General features: G+C 71.0%; 12 protein-coding genes and 1 pseudogene. 10 read left to right on the top strand and 3 right to left on the bottom strand.

The window, feature by feature from the left end; all coding sequences use genetic code 11:
- Nucleotides 1–22: 22 nt before the first annotated feature.
- From AB0K14_RS33255 to AB0K14_RS33240, 4 genes are all read left to right on the top strand, one after another.
- Nucleotides 23–1,303, top strand: coding sequence for an ROK family transcriptional regulator (locus tag AB0K14_RS33255; RefSeq protein WP_360457801.1), 1,281 nt, complete (start codon nucleotides 23–25; stop codon nucleotides 1,301–1,303).
- Nucleotides 1,304–1,568: 265 nt separating this feature from the next.
- A complete protein-coding gene (locus AB0K14_RS33250) occupies nucleotides 1,569–4,013 on the top strand; it encodes a glycoside hydrolase family 2 TIM barrel-domain containing protein (protein WP_360457804.1) in 2,445 nt (814 codons plus the stop codon).
- A gap of 338 nt (nucleotides 4,014–4,351) precedes the next feature.
- The gene (locus AB0K14_RS33245) at nucleotides 4,352–5,896 is read left to right on the top strand and encodes a cellulase family glycosylhydrolase (protein WP_360457806.1); all 1,545 of its coding nucleotides are present in this window, start codon (nucleotides 4,352–4,354) and stop codon (nucleotides 5,894–5,896) included.
- A 143-nt stretch (nucleotides 5,897–6,039) separates the two neighbouring features.
- On the top strand, nucleotides 6,040–7,089 hold the full coding sequence (locus AB0K14_RS33240) for an LD-carboxypeptidase (RefSeq protein WP_360457809.1): 1,050 nt from the start codon (nucleotides 6,040–6,042) through the stop codon (nucleotides 7,087–7,089).
- A gap of 77 nt (nucleotides 7,090–7,166) precedes the next feature.
- Here AB0K14_RS33240 and AB0K14_RS33235 read toward each other — a convergent pair whose 3' ends face one another.
- On the bottom strand, nucleotides 7,167–9,401 hold the full coding sequence (locus tag AB0K14_RS33235) for a carbohydrate-binding protein (RefSeq protein ID WP_360457812.1): 2,235 nt from the start codon (nucleotides 9,399–9,401) through the stop codon (nucleotides 7,167–7,169).
- A gap of 810 nt (nucleotides 9,402–10,211) precedes the next feature.
- Here AB0K14_RS33235 and AB0K14_RS33230 point away from each other — a divergent pair.
- The 5 genes and pseudogenes from AB0K14_RS33230 to AB0K14_RS33210 all read left to right on the top strand — a co-directional run bounded on the left by AB0K14_RS33230 (nucleotide 10,212) and on the right by AB0K14_RS33210 (nucleotide 14,677).
- On the top strand, nucleotides 10,212–10,760 hold the full coding sequence (locus AB0K14_RS33230; RefSeq protein WP_360457815.1) for a tetratricopeptide repeat protein: 549 nt from the start codon (nucleotides 10,212–10,214) through the stop codon (nucleotides 10,758–10,760).
- Nucleotides 10,761–10,908: 148 nt separating this feature from the next.
- The gene (locus tag AB0K14_RS33225) at nucleotides 10,909–11,286 is read left to right on the top strand and encodes an FAD-dependent oxidoreductase (RefSeq protein ID WP_360457818.1); all 378 of its coding nucleotides are present in this window, start codon (nucleotides 10,909–10,911) and stop codon (nucleotides 11,284–11,286) included.
- Between the two features lie 122 nt (nucleotides 11,287–11,408).
- Nucleotides 11,409–12,683 carry an FAD-dependent oxidoreductase gene (locus AB0K14_RS33220; RefSeq protein WP_360457821.1) on the top strand — a complete coding sequence of 425 codons (1,275 nt, stop codon included), beginning with the start codon at nucleotides 11,409–11,411 and terminating at the stop codon, nucleotides 12,681–12,683.
- A 200-nt stretch (nucleotides 12,684–12,883) separates the two neighbouring features.
- A pseudogene (locus AB0K14_RS33215) lies at nucleotides 12,884–13,907 on the top strand (zinc-dependent alcohol dehydrogenase family protein).
- A gap of 221 nt (nucleotides 13,908–14,128) precedes the next feature.
- The gene (locus AB0K14_RS33210) at nucleotides 14,129–14,677 is read left to right on the top strand and encodes an EF-hand domain-containing protein (RefSeq protein WP_360457824.1); all 549 of its coding nucleotides are present in this window, start codon (nucleotides 14,129–14,131) and stop codon (nucleotides 14,675–14,677) included.
- Nucleotides 14,678–14,829: 152 nt separating this feature from the next.
- Here the strand turns inward: AB0K14_RS33210 and AB0K14_RS33205 are convergent, their stop codons facing one another.
- On the bottom strand, nucleotides 14,830–16,134 hold the full coding sequence (locus tag AB0K14_RS33205; protein WP_360457827.1) for an ABC transporter substrate-binding protein: 1,305 nt from the start codon (nucleotides 16,132–16,134) through the stop codon (nucleotides 14,830–14,832).
- 251 nt (nucleotides 16,135–16,385) lie between these two features.
- Nucleotides 16,386–17,228 carry an oxidoreductase gene (locus tag AB0K14_RS33200; RefSeq protein WP_360457830.1) on the bottom strand — a complete coding sequence of 281 codons (843 nt, stop codon included), beginning with the start codon at nucleotides 17,226–17,228 and terminating at the stop codon, nucleotides 16,386–16,388.
- A gap of 86 nt (nucleotides 17,229–17,314) precedes the next feature.
- Between AB0K14_RS33200 and AB0K14_RS33195 the strand changes: the two genes are divergently transcribed.
- Nucleotides 17,315–18,382 (top strand): LysR family transcriptional regulator, encoded by a 1,068-nt coding sequence (locus AB0K14_RS33195; RefSeq protein WP_360457833.1) that lies wholly within the window; start codon nucleotides 17,315–17,317, stop codon nucleotides 18,380–18,382.
- The last annotated feature ends 87 nt before the right edge of the window (nucleotides 18,383–18,469 follow it).

The following is an 18,469-nucleotide window of genomic DNA, read 5'->3' as shown; positions in this document are numbered from 1 at the left end:
GGGTGGGAACGAGGAGGTGTCCGTGGCGAGGAGCCCGGTCTGGGCGAGCCGGCCGAAGACGCGCGGCATGGTGCTGGACGTGATCAGGGCCGCGCGCACGATCAGCCGGGTGGAACTCGCGACGGCGACCGGTCTCACCGGGGCGACGATCTCCGAGGTCGTGCGCGAGCTCCTGGGCGAGGGCCTGGTGGTCGAGGCGGGTCGGGGTGCGCCGACGGGTGGCAAGCCGCGCACGCTGGTCCAGCTCAACCCGCCGGCCCGCTACGGGGTGGGCGTCCAACTGGAGCGCAACACGTGCGTCATCGTGGTCGTCGACCTGGCCGGCCGGCCTGTGGCCCGCACTTCGTTCCAAGGTGTGGCGCCGATGCCGCCGGAGAAGGCGCTGCCGCTGGTGGCGTCGCAGGTGGACGCCCTGCTGACGACGGCGGCCGTGGACCGGGAGAAGGTGCTCGGGGTCGGCCTGGTCAGTTACGGTCCGCAGGACCGGCGTGCGGGTGTGCTGTTGACGCCGCAGCCCACCGAGGAGTGGTGCGACTACCCCGTCGCGCCGCGCCTCGCGGAGAGCCTCGGGCTGCCCGTGCTGCTCGACAACGACGCCGCGGCGGCGGCCATCGGCGAGTACTGGATGGGCGCGGTGGACCCGCGCAGCACCTACGGCTGCATCTACATGGCCACCGGGATCGGCGGCGGGGTGGTGGTCGCGGGTGAGGTGTACCGGGGCAGCTCCTCCAACACCGCGGAGATCGGCCACGTCTCGATCGACGTCCACGGCGATGAGTGCCCGTGTGGCAACGTCGGGTGCCTGGAGAACTACGCCGGCCCGTCGGCCCTGGTCCGGCAGGCATTGGCGACACCGGGACTCGCCCGACGGCTGGCGCTCGATCCGGCCGGTGACGACTTCCTGACCGAGTTCGCGCGGATCGCGGCCGCCGCGAACTCGGGCGACCCAGAGGCCCGTGAACTCGTCGAGCGGTCGGCCCGCTACCTCGGTCACGCCGCGGTCACCCTGGCGACCCTGTTCGACCTGGACGTGATCGTCCTGGCCGGGCAGAGCTTCGCGGTGGCCGGTTCGATCTACCAGGCGGTGATCCAGCGGGAGGTGGACCGCCGGTTGTTCGCTCGGCGGGCGCACCCGGTTCGGGTGGTGCCCTCGGTCAACGGGTCGGACGCGGCGGCGATCGGCGGCGCGGTCCTCGTCCTGCAGAGCGAGCTGACTCTCGGCCACGGCCGCTCCGACGACGGGGCGCGACCGGTGCCCGTTGGCGCGGACCCGGTGACCGCGGGCGCGGACCAGGCACCCTGACCGCCACACTGTCAGCGCCTGGACTTCTCGCCGTCAGACGGCCTCCTCCCCGACGTGCTGCGCGGGCGTGCCGCGACGGTCGCCGGCGCAGCCATTGTTAGATCGCCTGAATAAACCGTCAATAGGGCGGATGGCGGCAATGGACCGTAAACGGACGCAACGCACTTCGGTCCCCGTATGCCCTGCCTGTTGACTTAGTTCGGCTGCCTGAGTAACGATCTGCGTGGTCTTCGGCCCTGCGTCGACCACGAGGAAGAGGGCTGCCATGACGCGCTCGAACTTGCACGACGGCTGGCGTCTGCGAGCCGTGGGAGGCCCGGTGCCGGACGTCCTCGCCGGTCGGGACGTGCCCGCCCGGGTGCCCGGCAGCACCCACCTCGACCTGATGGCCGCGAACGTCGTCCCAGACCCGTACCTGGACGACAACGAGGCGGAGCTGGCCTGGATGCACCGCGTCGACTGGCAGTACTCGACGACGTTCCCGGCGCGGGCGCCGCAGGTCGGTGAGCGGGTGGACCTGGTCTTCGACGGCATCGACACCGTGGCGACCGTCGAGTTGAACGGCGAGGTGCTCGGCAGAACCGCCAACATGCACCGCGGCTACCGCTTCGACGTCGGGCGCTCGCTGCGCGACGGCGACAACGACCTGACCGTGACGCTGAGGTCCGCGCTCGCCCACGCCGAGCAGGCGGAGGCCGAACTCGGTTGGCGGCAGCGGGCGTACCCGCACCCGTACAACGCGATCCGCAAGATGGCGTGCTCCTTCGGCTGGGACTGGGGACCCGACCTGCAGACCGCCGGTCTGTGGAAACCCGTGCGGCTGGAACGCTGGGACACCGCCCGTCTGACCGGCGTGCGCCCCCTCGTCACCGTCGACGCCGACGGCACCGGCCGCGTCGACGTGCACCTGGAGCTCGACCGCGCCGCCGATCGCGACTACACCGCGCTGGTCACGGTCGGCGACCGCACGGAACGCATGGCCGTCACCGGCGACATCGCGCACGTCACCGTGCTCGTGCCGGACGCCCGGTTGTGGTGGCCGGTGGGCTACGGCGACCAGCCGCTCCACGACCTGACCGTCGCGCTGCTGGCCGACGGCAGGCAGGTGGACGTCGTCCGGCGCCGGATCGGTTTCCGCACCGTCACCGTGGACACCGAACCGGACGAGCACGGCACCCCGTTCGTGTTCGTCGTCAACGGGAAGCGCGTGTTCGCCAAGGGCGCCAACTGGATCCCGGACGACCACTTCCTCACCCGGGTCACCCCAGAGCGGCTCGCCCGTCGGATCGACCAGGCCGTCGACGCGAACATGAACATGCTGCGGGTCTGGGGCGGCGGCATCTACGAGACCGACGACTTCTACGACGCCTGCGACGAACGGGGCGTGATGGTGTGGCAGGACTTCCCGTTCGCCTGCGCCTTCTACGCCGAAGAGGAACCACTGCTCGGGGAGGTCGAGGCCGAGGCGCGGGAGAACGTCACCCGCCTGGTCGCGCACCCGTCCCTCGTGCTGTGGAACGGCAACAACGAGAACCTGCCCGCCTACACGGACTGGGGCTGGGAAGACGGCTTGGAGGGACGGAGCTGGGGCGGCGGCTACTACCACGACCTGCTGCCCAAGATCGTCGAAGAACTCGACCCCACCCGCCCCTACGCACCGGGCAGCCCGTACAGCCCCGGCGACCTGCCACCCAACGACGCCCACCACGGCACCCGGCACGACTGGGACGTCTGGAACGCCCTGGACTACACGCACTACCGCGACCACATCCCGCGGTTCTGCGCCGAGTTCGGCTTCCAGGGGCCGCCCACCTGGGCCACCCTCACCCGGTGGGTCCACGACGAGCCGCTGACGCCCACCTCGCCCGCGTTCCTGCTCCACCAGAAAGCCGAGGACGGCAACGGGAAACTGGACCGCGGCCTCGCACCCCACCTGCCGGCGCCGACCGACTTCGAGCAGTGGCACTGGGCGACCCAGCTCAACCAGGCCCGAGCGGTGGCCTTCGGCGTCGAGCACTACCGCTCCTGGTGGCCGCGGACCGCGGGTGCCCTGGTCTGGCAGCTCAACGACTGCTGGCCGGTCACCTCGTGGGCCGCCATCGACGGCGACGAACGCCCCAAACCCCTCTACTACGCCCTCAAGCACGCGTTCGCGCCACGGCTGCTGACCGTCCAGCCCCGCGAGGAAAGGCCGACCCTGATCGCGATCAACGACCACGACGAGCCCTGGGCGGGTGCGGTGCACGTGACCCGGCAGAACTTCGCGGGCGAGGAGTTGGCCGCCGCCGAGCTGCGGCTCAGCGTGCCACCCCGGTCCACCGCGGTCCTGGACCTGGCCGACGACCTCCTCGAACCCGCCGACCCGACGAGCGAGGTGCTGGTCGCGACCGCGGGCGGCGTTCGCACCCATCACCTGTTCCGCGAAGACCTCGACCTGCGCTACCACCCGGCGCCCTTCACCGCCGACGTCACACCCGTGGCCGGCGGGTACCGCGTCGACGTGCGGGCCACCTCCTACGTCCGCGACCTCGGCCTGCTCGCCGACAAGGTGGCCGCCGACGCGGTCGTCGACGACATGCTCGTCTCGCTGACCGCCGGCGAGGCGCACCACTTCACCGTGCGCACGTCCGAGAGGTTGCGGGAACCGGCCGATCTGCTGGATCCGCGCGTGCTCCGCTGCGCCAACACCTCGGCACCGGGCGTCTCGTGAACCACCGGCGGGCGGGGTAGGCCCAGAAGTTCATATCCGTGCGCCCGGAGCGCGGAGCCGATCGCGCCGTCGATTCGATCGGTCACGACTCCGGAATTTGGCGACCGATTCCCGGGAAATGAAAGACGCGGACGTCATGAATCGCGCGGACATTTCCTTGCCAAGGTCTTCACGTTTCGCGACATCTTCGCTACGGTCCTTCTGGGAACGCTCCCAGGTTCGTGGCGGGATCCAATCCCCGGAGCGGTCCGTCCCCCATTCAGTGGCCCTGCCTGCCGGTTGAACGCTTCGGCGAGACACGGCGCCGGGCTGAACGTCACCTGCACAAAGGAGTGCTGATGTTGGGAAGAGTCAGAAAACGCAGTACCGCGCTCGCCGCGCTGGGCGCCGCGGTGTCCATCGCGGGCGCGATCCTGACGGCGGCGGCAGGTGGGTCGTGGGCGAGTGACGCGAGCGCGGCGGCGGCGTTCGCGTGCCGCGTCGACTACACGACCAAGGACTGGGGCAGTGGGTTCGGCGCCGACGTGACCGTGTCCAACCTCGGTTCGTCGGCGGTCAACGGCTGGTCGCTGACCTACACCTACGCCGGCAACCAGACCCTGCAGCACGGCTGGAGCGGCAACTGGTCCCAGTCGGGCAAGCAGGTCACCGTGACCAACATGGGCTGGAACGCCACCATCCCGGCGGGCCGCGGCGTCACCGCAGGGGCGATCTTCTCCTACAGCGGCAGCAACGCCAAGCCGACGGACTTCGCCGTCAACGGCGCCAAGTGCACCGGCATCGACCCGACGTCCACCACCACGACCACGACGACCACCACCACGACCACCACCACCACTCCGCCGGGCGACGGCCCCGCACCGACGCTGCGCGTCGCGGGCAACAAGATCGTCACCGCGGACGGCGAGACCTACCGGCTGCTGGGCGTGAACCGCTCCAGCGGCGAGTTCGCCTGCGTGCAGGGCAAGGGCATGTGGGACGGCGGTCCGGTGGACCAGGCGTCGGTGGACGCGATGAAGACCTGGAACATCCACGCGGTGCGGATCCCGTTGAACGAGCAGTGCTGGCTGGACGTCAACGGCTCGCCCGGCGGCGCCACCTACCAGCAGAACGTCAAGGCCTACGTGGACCTGCTGGTGTCCAACGGCATCAACGTGATCCTCGACCTGCACTGGACCTGGGGCGCCTACCCGAACAGCCCGGAGTGGCACTGCAAGGACGAGCACGCGACGTGCCAGAAGCCGATGCCGGACGCGCGGTACTCCCCGCAGTTCTGGACCGGCGTCGCGAACACGTTCAAGGGCAACGACGCGGTCGTGTTCGACCTGTTCAACGAGCCCTACCCCGAGATGGCCGCCGACTGGAACAAGACCCTGGGCTGGCAGTGCTGGCGGGACGGGGGCACCTGCACCGGTCTTCCCTACGAAGTCGCCGGCATGCAGGACCTGGTCGACGCGGTGCGAGCCACCGGCGCGACCAACGTCCTCATGCTGGGTGGCCTGGAGTGGGCCAACGACATGCGGGAGTGGCTCGCACACAAGCCGACCGACCCGCTGAACAACATCGCGGCGTCCTGGCACGCCTACAGCTTCAACGCCTGCGTCACCGCGGCCTGCTGGGACACCCAGATCGCCCCGCTCGCGGCGCAGGTCCCGGTCGTGCTCGGCGAGTTCGGCCAGGACAACTGCGGCTTCGACTACATGCAGCGGCTGGTCGACTGGGCCGACGCGCACCACATGGGTTACCTCGCGTGGACCTGGAACCCGTGGGGCTGCACCACGGGCGCCGTGCTCATCAAGGACTGGAACGGCACACCCGAGCCCGGCGTGGGCGAGGGCCTGAAGGCCCACCTGCTCAGCCAGGACCCGTACGTCACGCCGTAGTCGAACGCGCGGTGAGCGCTCACGCGCTCACATGGGGTCGCCCGCCGCCGCAGGTGGCGGGCGACCCCGCACGTCGACCGGTCCACGCGGTCGGCGGACAAATGGAGGTGCGCACCCGCGGGTCACGTGGTGGGGTTCCGGGCATGGCGCCCGATCTCGTCCACCCGCCGAAAGCCCGGCCGGGAGACCGCATCGCGGTCCTCTCGCCGTCGTTCGCCGCCGCCGGCGCCTTCCCCGAGGTGCACGAGCAGGCGATGCGCCGGCTCACCGAGGTGACCGGCCTCATCCCGGTCGAGTACCCGACGACGCGGGACGTCGGGGCGACACCCGCGGCGCGCGCCGCGGACGTCAACGCCGCCTTCGCGGACCCGCTGATCCGGGGGATCCTCGCCGTCGTCGGCGGCGAGGACCAGATCACCGTGATCCCGCACCTGGTCGCCGACCTCGCCCGGGCGGACCCGAAGCCGTTCCTCGGGACCAGTGACAACACCAACCTGCACCACTGGCTCTGGGCGAACGGCATCGCCAGCTTCTACGGCGGCTCGTCGCAGGTCCACCTCGGTCCCGGACCCGCCGTGGACGACGTCCACGCCCGGTCGCTGCGGGCGGCCCTGCTGACCGGCGAGCGACTGGAGATCACCGATCCGGGTGAGTCCGAGGACGTCGGCGTCGACTGGGCCGATCCGCGCGCCCTGGACTCCTTCGGCGAACGCGAGGCGACGGAGCCCTGGAGCTGGCACGGGCCGGCCCGATCGGTGACCGGCCGCGCCTGGGGCGGCTGCCTGGAGGTGGTCGAGTGGATCCTGACCGCGGGGCGGTTCCCGTTCCCACCACAGGTCCTCCGGGGCGGCGTGCTCATCATCGAGACCTCCGAGGAGCTCCTCCCGGCGCGCAACGTCGGGTGGATCGTCCGCTCGCTCGGCGAACGCGGGATCCTCGGCGAGGTGGAGGCGGTCCTGGTGGCCCGGCCACCGGTGTCCGACCTCACCCGCCGGCCGTCCGCCCGGGACCGGTCGCGGTTGCGCGCCGAACAACGTGACGCGGTCGTCGAGGTGGTGGGCCGCTACAACCCGGAGGCGGTCGTCTGCGTCGGAGTCCCCTTCGGACACACCAGACCGCAGTGGATCCTCCCGCACGGCGGTGCCATCACCGTCGACGGCGCCGAACGCCGGATCTTCGCCCACTACGCGTGACGAGACTCCGGCACCCGACCGGGACGACGGAGGGGCGGGCCGGCTCGACGCGAACCGGCCCGCCCCTCCGATCGGGGTCAGCGGACGTAGATGGTCGGCTGGGACAGGGTGCTCATGCCGCCGCCGAGGAAGAAGCTCGGGTGCGGCGGCTGGTTGTAGGCGCTGTTCTGCCACGCGATGGCCACGCGGTACTGGGCGTCGTGCATGAGGGTGTGGATCCGCCGGTCGGTCTGGGTCGACGTGGCGTAGACGCGCAGCGCGGCGTTGTCGTCGCGCGGCAGGATGATCTCCTCACGCCAGTCGCCGAACAGGTCGCCGGAGAGCGACGGGGTGGCCTTGGTGCCGTTGATGGAGTGCGCTCCGCTGCCGGTGAGCAGGCGTGTGTCACCGCCGGTGCCGTACTTGTCGACGTGGTTGCCGTCCAGCAGTTCCCGCACCGGGTCGGCGTCCCACCAGGCGAGGAAGTTCGCGCTGGCCGGCGCCCGTCCGACGCTGCCGCCGGAGCCGTTGAACAGGTTCGTCAGGCCGGTGCCCTTGCCCCAGAACTCGGCGCCCGGGTTCCCGGCGTACACGTCGCCGGCCACACCGCGAGCCGGGCCCTCACAGCTGCAGGTGTTGTTCTTCTGCATGATGGTGGCGCCGTTGTTGGCGTCCCGCAGGGTGGCGGCGGCGCCGGAGCTCTGCTCGTGGATCTGCCAGATCTCCTTGCCCGGGCGGCTGGGGATGAAATCACCCACGTGCAGCGCGTCGCCGTGGGCGTAGAAGCTCGTGGTGTACCGCCCGGTGCCGTCGGCGTTGATGGTCATGCCGCCGTAGATGATCTCGTCGTTGCCGTTGCCGTCGACGTCGGCGATGGACAGCGAGTGGGTGCCGCGGCCGGTCCACTGGCGGCCTGCGGAGCCGGAGTCGAACTTCCAGCGCCGGGTGAGCTGCCCGTTGCGGAAGTCCCACGCCGCGATGGTGCTCTTCTCGTAGTAGCCGCGGCCCATGATGATGCTGGGGCGCTGTCCGTCCAGGTACGCGGTGCCGGCCAGGAACCGGTCGCCCCGGTTGCCGTTGCAGTCGCCCCAGTCGCAGATGTTGCCGCGAGCGGGGTCGAAGGGCACCGTGGACATCGCGGCGCCGGTGAGCCCGTTGAAGACGGTCAGGTACTCGGGCCCGGTGATGATGTGACCGCCGGAGTTGCGGTGGTCGGCGTTCGCGTTGCCGATCACCTGACCCGTGCCGGACACCGTGCCGTCGCCCGTCCTGACCGCCATCTCGGCCCGGCCGTCACCGTCGTAGTCGTACACCTGGAACTGGGTGTAGTGCGCGCCGGCGCGGATGTTGCGGCCCAGGTTGACACGCCACAGCCGCTGCCCGTTGAGCTTGTAGGCGTCGATGTAGACGTTGCTGGTGTAACCGGACTGGGAGTTGTCCTTCTGGTCGTTGGGATCCCACTTGAGGAAGATCTCGTACTGGCCGTCACCGTCGGCGTCGCCGACGCTCGCGTCACCGGCCGTGTAGGTGCTGCCCGGCCGGGAGATCGGCACGTCCAGGTAGTTGCCGCCGGCGAAGCGCAGTGACGGTCCGGACGGCTCCTTCTCCACCCCGTCCTCGACCGCGCGGACCGTGTACGAGGCGTCCGCCGCTGCCCCGGAGTCCAGGAAGTTCGTGGAGTTGGTGATGGGGGAGCCGTTCAGCTTCGTCGCGCCCCGGTAGACGTTGAACCCGGTCGAGGCAGGCTCGGTGCCCAGGAGCCGCCACGAGACCAGGTTGCCGGTCCCGGAGCGCACGCTGATCAGGCCCCGGTCGAGGTCCTCCATCTGCTTGCCGGTGGGCGGGGTGCCCGCGACGTCGACTTCGAGGTGGTCGACGTTCGCCAGGCCGTCCGCGGTGGTCGGGCTCAACCGGATCGTGTTCGTGCCGGCGTTCACCGGGACGGTGAGCGTCTTCGTGGCCCACGTGCTCCAGGCGCCGGTCGGGTCGAACGCGGTGCCCGGGTGGGCGACCGCGCCGTTGACCAGCACGTCCGCGGGGCGGTTGGCGGTCGCGCCGTTGGCGTACCGGACGGCGATGGTCGCGGGGCCCGCCGCGGCCGCCGTGACGGTGAACTGCGCCGCCGCCCCGACCGCGTTGTCCGCGTTGCAGAACCCGCTGCCGGAGAAGCCGGTGTGGTTGGACTCGATGACGCCGGCGCAGGTGGCCGGTGCGCTTTCCGCCTCGTAGCGGGTCGGAGCGGCCGAAGCCGCGGGTATCAGCACACCGCCGCCGGCGACGGCCAAGGTGACGCTTGTGGCGAGCAGCGCGGTGCGCCGCCTGTGCACGAGCATGACGGACCTCCAACAGGTGAGGGGGTGAGATCGGGTTGCCGGTGGCACGGACCGGTGACGGCGTCGGCGGAGTACTCGGCCGACGACCGGGCGCCATGAGGGGGAGCGGCTACCGTGCCGCTGCGCGTACCAGCCGATCCGATGGTGCCTGCGTCGTGAGGTCGTCACGGCGACAGCCCGCACCCTGAACAAAGTTGGTGAGCACCGTTGCTCCTCCGTCGCAGATTCTGGGAACGCTCCCAGCGGTGACTGCGCGCAGCCTGCGGCAACACGGCCGCAGGATGGCGCCACGCTGGTTGTGAAACGATTCAATTTGGCCGGGATGGTGCTGGAAAGCGCTATCCAATCGGTGGGCACTTCAGCCGTGAGATCACTCGTCGGCTTGGGTCGTCGTTCGAAAGCCGTTGGCTCCCATGACGTCCGAGCGCCAACGCTGCTCAGGTAGACCGTACGAACGTCGCCGTCCCGGTGTCAACAGGCTCGGCGAAAAGTTTCGGTGGGTGCCCGCCTCGGTGATCGACTTCCCGGCGCCGTGCCCGAGGGGTGTCCGCCGTGCTCGATCCTCGGTTGTTCGAGGTGGGGAAGCCGTGCCGTCGTGCGTTCGACCGCGCCCTTCAGCGCGGCCGCTGGAGGGACGCGTTCGTGGCGCCGCCACTGCCGGTCGTCCAGAATGGACAAGCCCACTCGGTGCTTCGGCGGCTCCTTCGCCGGCGACGCCGATCGCGGTGTGAAGTAGCGCCCACCGAGCGTCGAGTCCGATCGAGTGGGGTCGCGTATGACCGCCGCCGTGCACTGCACCGGACCATCCTCGTGGCTGCTGCTGCTCGCCGGCCCGACATCCTCAAGGCGCTGTTCACCGAGACCTTCCCGAAGGCGCCGGCAGCGGCCCTGCTCGACCACAACGCCGGACGCTCCGCCGAGACGCGGATGAGGCTGCGGTCGGCCCTGCGCGCGGGCGAAGTGCGACACGACGAGCACGGCGTCACGTCCGCGTCGATCAACCTCGCGTTCCGGCTGCTGGACGCCGAACCTCGCAGCGGCCGCGGACGCCCTGAACGTCGCCCTGGCGTGTTACGAGGACCTCGACTTTCCCCGTCGGCAAGGCCGGACGCGTTCACCGAGTTGGGTGCGTCACTGGTGGCTGCCGGGTCGTCGCGGGAGGTCGATGTGCTGCTCGGCCAAGCGCTGGAGCTCTACCGCGACTTCGGCCACCCGTACGGCCAAGCGTTGACCTTGAACAACCGCGGCGAGTGCCTGATCCGGCTGGGTGAGGTCGAGCAAGCCACCAAGTGCTACGACGCCGCCCTGGCGCTGGCTGAGGCCCGGCCACAGCCTGCTGCGCTGTACCTGAACGGGTGATTGTGGCCGTTGTGCTCATGACCGGTGTTCGGTATGACCGTTGTCGCGCAACGGTTTCGCCATCGAGTGGAATGCCGACGATCATCGCCTGACGGCCGGGCGGTGCGCTACAGTGCCGCCCGGTTGGGGCCGGTTCGAGGGTGGGGCGGTGTCCGTGGACGGAGTCGAGCTCAGTCGTCGCACTTTCCTGGCGGGCGCGGGTGCCGGTGTGGCGGGGTTGGCCCTGCCGGGAGTGGCGGAGGGCAGTCGCGCGGGCGCCACGGTGGCGGTCCTCGGCGGCGGGGTCGCGGGGATGACGGCGGCGCACGAGTTGGCCGAGCGCGGGTTCGCGGTCACCCTCTACGAATGGCGCGCCCTCGGTGGGAAGTGCCGCAGCATGCCCGTGCCGGGCACGGGCCGCGGTGGTCGGCGCGACCTTCCGGGCGAGCACGGCTTCCGGATCTTCTTCGGTTTCTACCACGACCTGCCCGACACGCTGCGCAGGGTCCCGTTCCCGGGCAACGCCAACGGCGTGCACGACAACTGACCGCGGCGACCGGGTTCCTGGCGTCCTTCGCCGGGGGACGGGAAGACCTGCGCATCCCGCTGGGCCTGGGCGGCCTGCCGGAGCAGCTCTCGCCGGACGTGCTGCTGCGGCAGGTGCGAGCCGTGGTCGAGACCCAGTTCCACCTGCCACCGCACGAGGCCGCGGTCTTCGCCCAGCGCATCCTGGTCTACCTCACCAGCTGCGAGGAACGCCGCCCGAACCAGTGGGAGCACACCACCTGGCCGGACTTCCTGCGCGCGCAGGGCAAGTCGGAGGACTACCGGCGGATCTTCGTCCACGGCCCCACCCGCGTGCTGTCGTCGACCAGGACCGACAACGCCAGCACGCACACCGCCGGCCTGGTGTTCGAGCGCATCCTGTTCAACCTCCTCGGCCGCGGCGCGGAGGGCCCGGTGGACCGGGTGCTGGACCTGCCGACGAACGAGGCGTGGATCGACCCGTGGGAGCAGCACCTGCGCCGCCTCGGGGTGGAGTTCCGCGTCGGGTGGGCGGTCGAGGACCTCGCCGTGGACGGCGGCCGGATCTCGGCGGCGCGCGTCCGCGACCCCGAGGGGCGCCAAGAGCAGGTCGAGGCCGACTACTACGTCTGCGCGCTGCCCGTGGACCACGCCAGACGGGTGTGGAACGCGGACCTGCTGGCCGCCGACCCGCGGTTGCGCGACGCGGCCACGTTGGAGACGCAGTGGATGACCGGCCTGATGCTCTACTTCGACCGGCCGACCCCGCTCGTGCACGGTCACGTCTACTACGTCCACGCGCCGTGGTCGCTGAGCTCGATCAGCCAGGCCGCGTTCTGGCCGGAGCGCGACTTCCGGGCCGACTACGGCGACGGCACCACCGCCGACTGCGTGTCCGTAGTGATCTCCGACTGGGACACTCCCGGCGTCCTGTTCGGCCGCCCCGCGAAGCAGCTGACCGAACGGCAGATCGTCCAGGAGGTGCTGGCGCAGCTCAAGCAGCACCTCAACGACTCCGGTGGCCAGGTGCTCGACGAATCGTCGCTGGTGACCTGGTTCCTGGATCCCGGCGTGACCGGGTTGGGCGGTCCGAACCCGACCAACGCCGACGAACTGGTCGTGCAACCGGTCGGGTCCTGGCGCCGACGCCCGACCGCGCGCACCGCCGTGCCCAACCTCTTCCTCGCCGGTGACTACGTGCAGACGCCGATCAACGTGGCCGGCATGGAGGCGGCGAACAGCGCCGCGCGCCTGGCGGTGAACGCGCTGCTGGACGAGGCCGGGTCCACCGCCCCCCGCGCGGTGGTGCACGAGCTGTACCGGGCGCCGGAGTTCGAGCTGCTCAAGGTCAAGGACCAGGTGGACTACCGGCTCGGCCTTTCCAACGCCTTCGACGTCGTGCCCCTTCCGGTGCTCTGACGGGGACCATCCGGCCGAGGCCGCCTGACCGTGGCTACCTGACCGTCGCTACCTGACCCGGACCGCCTGACCGAGGCCACCTGACCAGGACCGCCCGACCTGACCGCGCCGCCCGCGCCCGTTCCGGCGCCCGTCCGGGTAACCGCCGGTTCGAGGCCGCGCCAGGCGGGAACTCCCGGACGAGATCGAGGAGGACCACCATGCGCGGTGCCGTCCTGCACGCCCCCGGCGACGTCCGGGTCGAGGAACGCGAGGACCCGCGGATCGTCGCGCCGACGGACGCGGTCATCCGCCTGTCCGCGACCTGCGTCTGCGGCTCCGACCTGTGGCCCTACCGGGGCATCGAGGAGATCAGCGGGCCCACGCCGATGGGGCACGAGTACGTGGGCGTCGTCGAGCAGGTCGGTGACGAGGTCCGCGACGTGCGGCCGGGGCAGTTCGTGGTCGGCTCGTTCTTCGCCTCGGACAACACCTGCGAGATCTGCCGGGCCGGCTACCAGAGCTCGTGCGTGCACCGGGTGCAGATGGGCGGTATCGGCGCCCAGGCGGAACTCCTGCGGGTGCCGCCTGGGCGCCAGCACCCTGGTGGCGACCCCCGACCTGCCCCCGGACGACCTGGTGCCCGGCCTGCTGGCCGCCTCCGACGTGCTGGGCACCGGCTGGTTCGCCGCGGTGGCCGCCGCGGCGGGCCCCGGCAAGACCGTCGCGGTCGTCGGCGACGGCGCGGTCGGCCTGCTCGGCGTGCTGGCCGCGGCGCGGCTCGGTGCGGAGCGGATCATCGCGATGAGCCGCCACGAGTCGCGACAGGAGCTCGCCCTCGACTACGGGGCCACCGACGTCGTGACCGAGCGCGGCGACGAGGGCGTGGCGAGGATCAAGGACCTCACCGACGGGCTCGGCGCGCACTCGGTCATCGAGGCGGTGGGCACCCAGGAGTCGATGATGCAGGCCATCCGCTCGACCCGGCCCGGCGGGCACGTGGGCTACGTCGGCGTCACCCACGAGGTCGCACTGCCCGGCATGGAGATGTTCTTCTCCCACGTCCACCTGCACGGCGGCCCCGCACCCGTCCGCCGCTTCCTGCCCGAACTGGTCGACCTGATCCGGCGCCGGGAGATCGACCCGGGCAAGGTCTTCGACCTCACCCTCCCGCTCGACCGGGCCGCCGAGGGCTATCAAGCCATGGACGAGCGTCGGGCCATCAAGACCCTCCTCACCGTCTGATCCGGCCGGCATCGGTCTGCCCCGAAGAAACACCGATCACTTCCAGCCGTCGTTCCCATCGGGGCGGCCGGTGTTCTACCGGCAATGCGACCCATTGTGCACGGCGTTCGCGATAACCGTTCGAGTGAACTATTGAACCCATCTTCGCGATTCGGTGCGCCGATCTGCGTCGTTAGGCTTCCCCTCGGAGGCCGAGAACAACGACGAGAACAGGTGAATCCATGTCCGATGAGGTGCTCGCCCGGAACATCGACCGCATTTTCGTGGCACTCGACCTGAACGGTGACGGAATCCTCGAATGGTCGGACTTCGAGACGAAGACGGGCCGCATCGGTCAGGAGTTCGGGCTCGCCGAGGACGCACCCGAGGTCCGCGACTTCCTGACCGCCTACCGGCGGCTCTGGGAGTACGTCCACGGTGCCGCGGACGTCGACGGGGACGCCGTCGTGACGAAGGAGGAGTTCGAGGCGGCGCACGTGGCGCGGCGGCTGTCGGCCGAGACCGTGGTCGACCTGTGGATGGCCGCCTCGGACCGGTGCTTCGACGTGGTCGACCGCAACGGTGACGGCTACATCGACCAGGCGGAGCTGATCGCGTTGTACCGCAGCGCGGACATCCCCGACCCGGAGCAGACCGCCTTGGTCGCCTTCAACGGGATGGACGCCGACAGCGACGGCCGCGTCGACAAAGCCGAGTTCAACGCCAACGTGCGGGGTCTCCTCACGGCCACCGACGATTCGGTGAAGGGCGCGAACATGCTCGGCGACTGAACCGGTCGCGGGCACGGCGACCCCGCCGGTCACAGGCCACGCGGCTTGGTCCTCTTCCCCGGCAGGGAAAGGGTTCCGTCCGGCGTGGACGCGACCGGCGGGGTGTGCGCGGCGGGGTGTGCGCGGAGATCACCGGGCTCGACGCCGGTTGGTCAACCCGATGCGGCCAGGATCTCGTCGATGCGCCGTGACGCCGCCGCCATGCCGTCGTCCACGCCGACCTTGCCGCTGACGACGTCCCGGATCGCCGGCTCGAACACGTCGTCGTGGATCTTGGCGAACTCGACGGTGCCCGGCATCAGCGGCTGGGCGATCCGCGCGTCGTCGGCGAACTCGCCGACCAGCGGGTTGTCGTTCGGCGCGTACTGGTCGAGGCGGATCGAGGGGTAGCCGGAGCCCTTCATCCAGCTCTCCTGCGCCTGCTCACCCACCCAGTAGGACAGGAACCGCTGCGCGGCCCGCTTCTTCTCGGGCGTCAGCGTGGCGCTCAGGGCCAGCGACGTGGTCGAGCCCAGGGTGGCCTGCCGGATCGGTCCGGGCGGCACGGGGGCGAGGTCGAAGTCGACGCCCGCGTCCCGGAAGCCGCCGGTGGCCCACGGTCCGGTGATCGTCATGGCGGCCTTGCCGGTGCGGAACAGCTCCTCGGCCTCGGCGCCCGAGAGCCCGGTGGGGGAGACCTTCTTCCTGGTCACGAGATCGGTCCAGGTCCGGACCGCGGCGATCGACTCCGGCCGGGTGAGCGCGGACTTCGACCCGTCGGGTTCCAGGAGGTCGCCGCCGTGGCCCCACAGCAGGATCGGCCAGACCGGGATGGTCTCGTGGTCCGGGATCGCCAGGCCGTACCGCTCGGGAACCCCGTCGTCGTCATCGTCGGACGTCGACCGGATCATGGCGTTGCGCCACTGGTCCCAGGTGGTGGGCGGCCGGACCGGATCAAGCCCGGCCTCGGTGAACAGCGCCCGGTTGTAGCACAGCTTGAGGCTGGTGAAGGTCATCGGCACCGCGTACTTCACGCCCTGGTAGGTGACCGCGTCGACCGCCGCCGTGACCAGCGCGTTGGACGCGGGGTCGGCGGCGAACCAGTCGTCCACCGGTGCGAGCACGCCCTTCTTCGCGTACTGGGCGACCCGGGTGCTGTCGAACGCGGCGAGGTCCGGGCCACCTTCGGAGGAGTAGGCGGGTAGCAGGTTCTGGAAGAACACGTCCCACGGCATGAGGCTCACCTCGATCCGGACGTCCGGGTTCGCCGAGTTGAACTCGTCCACGATCGCCTCCAGCGCCGTGGGCGCCGGACCCGCGTAGCCGCTCCAGAACGTCAACCGGGTGATCGAGGCGGACGCGGGTTGCCCCTCGGTGCCGCAACCGGTGAGCAGCGCCCCGACCAGGCCGGCCACGCCGACGAACGTCATCACGGAGCGCCGCACGCCGCCACGTGGCAGCCGTTCGGGCAGGGACATGGGCAGTTCCTCTTCTCGGTCGGCTCACAGCCTTGGCGTGACCGGGGTCACGCCAAGGCTGTGAACGCTAACATGCCAATTGAGACATTCCAAGGAGGCTGCCACGCGGATAGGGAATCCGAATCCCGGTATTCGACAATCGGTCGTTCTGCATTGAGAATGTGAGCGATCACAGCACGGTGGTCGGACGCCTCGCCGTGATGCCCCGCCCGTTCAGGCGCACTTCCCCGCGCTCCGCGGCCCGACGGAGCTCATCCGCCGAACGCGGTGTCCCGGGCGACCTTCTCCCAGTCGGCGATCTCCGCGCGCACCGCGTCGAGGTGGCCGAGGATCGCGTCCACCGAGTCGTCGCCGAGCGGCAGCCGCAGCGGGGTGCGGTCGGCGGCCAGCGCCGCCCGGATGGCCGCTGCCGCCTTGGCCGGGTCGCCCGCCTGCTCGCCGTGCCCCGTCGCGACGTACTCCCGGGTCCGGCCCGCGCTGTTCGCGTAGGCCGGGTTCTCCGCGCTGAAGTGCGCCGCGCCCGCGCCGAACAGGTTGGTGCGGAACGCGCCGGGCTCGACCACCAACACCTTGATCCCGAACTCCGCGACCTCGTCGGCCAACGCCTCGGAAAGCCCTTCGAGGGCGAACTTCGTCGCGCTGTAGGCGGAGAACCCGGCGAACGACAGCTGCCCGCCGACGCTGCCCATGTTCACGATCGCGCCGCCGCGCCGGGTCCGCATCGACGGCAGCACCGCGCGGATCAGCGCGGCCGGGCCGAAGAAGTGCAGGTCGAACAGGTACCGCAGGTCGGCGTCGGTGGTCTCCTCGACCGCGCCGACCTGGGTGCGGCCCGCGTTGTTCACCAGGACGTCGATCCGGCCGTGCCGGGCCAGCACGTCCGCGACCACCGCCTCGATCTGCGCGGTGTCGGTGACGTCCAGCCGCACTGGGTCCACCTGGTCGGGGTAGGCGGCCACCAGGTCGGCCAGCGTGTCCGGGCGGCGGACGGCGGCGATGACGGTGTCGCCCAGGGCGACCGCGTTCTCGGTGATCGCCCGGCCGAAGCCGCTGTTCGCGCCGGTCACCAGCCAGACCTTCGGGTTGTCGATCAACTTCGCTCCTCTGCGTGCGTTGGGCTGGGTCCACGGTGGCCGACGGGCCGGTCGTCGTCCAAGATCCGTTGTGATAGCCATTGGTCATGGACGTGCACGGACGGGACCTGAACTACTTCGTCACGGTCGCCGAGGAGCTGCACTTCACCCGTGCGGCCGCGCGGCTGTTCGTGTCCCAGCCCGCGCTGAGCAAGCAGATCCGGGTGCTGGAGCGGCAGCTCGGCGCGCCGCTGTTCGAGCGGGACCGGCGCGAGGTGCGGTTGACCGCGGTCGGTGCCGCTCTGTTGCCGCACGCCGAGCGGATCGTCGCCGAGTGGCAGCGGGCCCGGGCGGCGGTCGAGTCGGCGAAAGCCGCGCAGCGGGCGACGCTGGTGGTCGGCATGAGCACCAGTCCCGGCCGAGGCCTGCTGCCCGCGCTGCGGTCCAGGCTCGTCGTCGAGCACCCGACCGCCCGGATCACCCTGCGCCAGGTCGGCTGGGGCGACCCGACGGTCGGCCTCGCCGACGGCTCGACCGACGTCGGCTTCGTCTGGCTGCCGATCCCCGACTCGGACCGGTACCGGTGGGTGGTCGTCGCACGCGAGCCGCGCCTGGTCGCCCTGCCCTCGGGCCACCGCCTGGCGGCGCGGGGGAGCGTCGACTTCGCCGAGCTGCTGGACGAGCCGTTTCTCGCGCTGCCCGAATCGGCGGGCCACGTGCGCGACTACTGGCTCGCGCTGGACGCGCGCGGCGGCCGGGAACCGGTCGTCGGCGCCGAGATCGCCAGCGCCGAGGAAGCCCACGAGGCGGTGGCCAACGGCGACGGCGTGGTGCTCCTGGCCGAGGGCAACGCGCCGCTGATCGCCAGGGACGAGGTGGTGGTGCGCCCGGTCACCGGGGTGGCGCCCTGCGAACTGGCGGTCGTGTGGCGGGCGGACGACACGCGCCCGCCGGTCGTCGGCTACGCCCGCGCGGCGGCGGATCTGAGCGCGGGGGCCGGTCGGCCCCAGCGGGACCTCACGACGTGGTCTTCCCAGGCCCACGCGGTCGGCCGGGCGGGCACGACCGACGCGCCCTCGTCACGTGGTCGGGGGCGGCAGGAGGCGGCGGGCCAGGAGTTCCACGACCGGGTCCGTGTCGGTGATGCCCAGGCCGTCGGGGAGGGTGAGCTGTGACCAGATCAGGCCGTTGAAGGCGAGCACTTGCACCCGCCAGTCCTCGGGCGCCATGCCGGCGCGCGGCACCCATGGGGATCACGCCGG

This window comes from Actinosynnema sp. NPDC050801 (assembly GCF_040673975.1).
GTDB lineage: Bacteria > Actinomycetota > Actinomycetes > Mycobacteriales > Pseudonocardiaceae > Actinosynnema.
The sequence above is the reverse complement of the archived record's forward strand: the minus strand, read 5'-3'. Positions and strand labels throughout refer to the sequence as shown.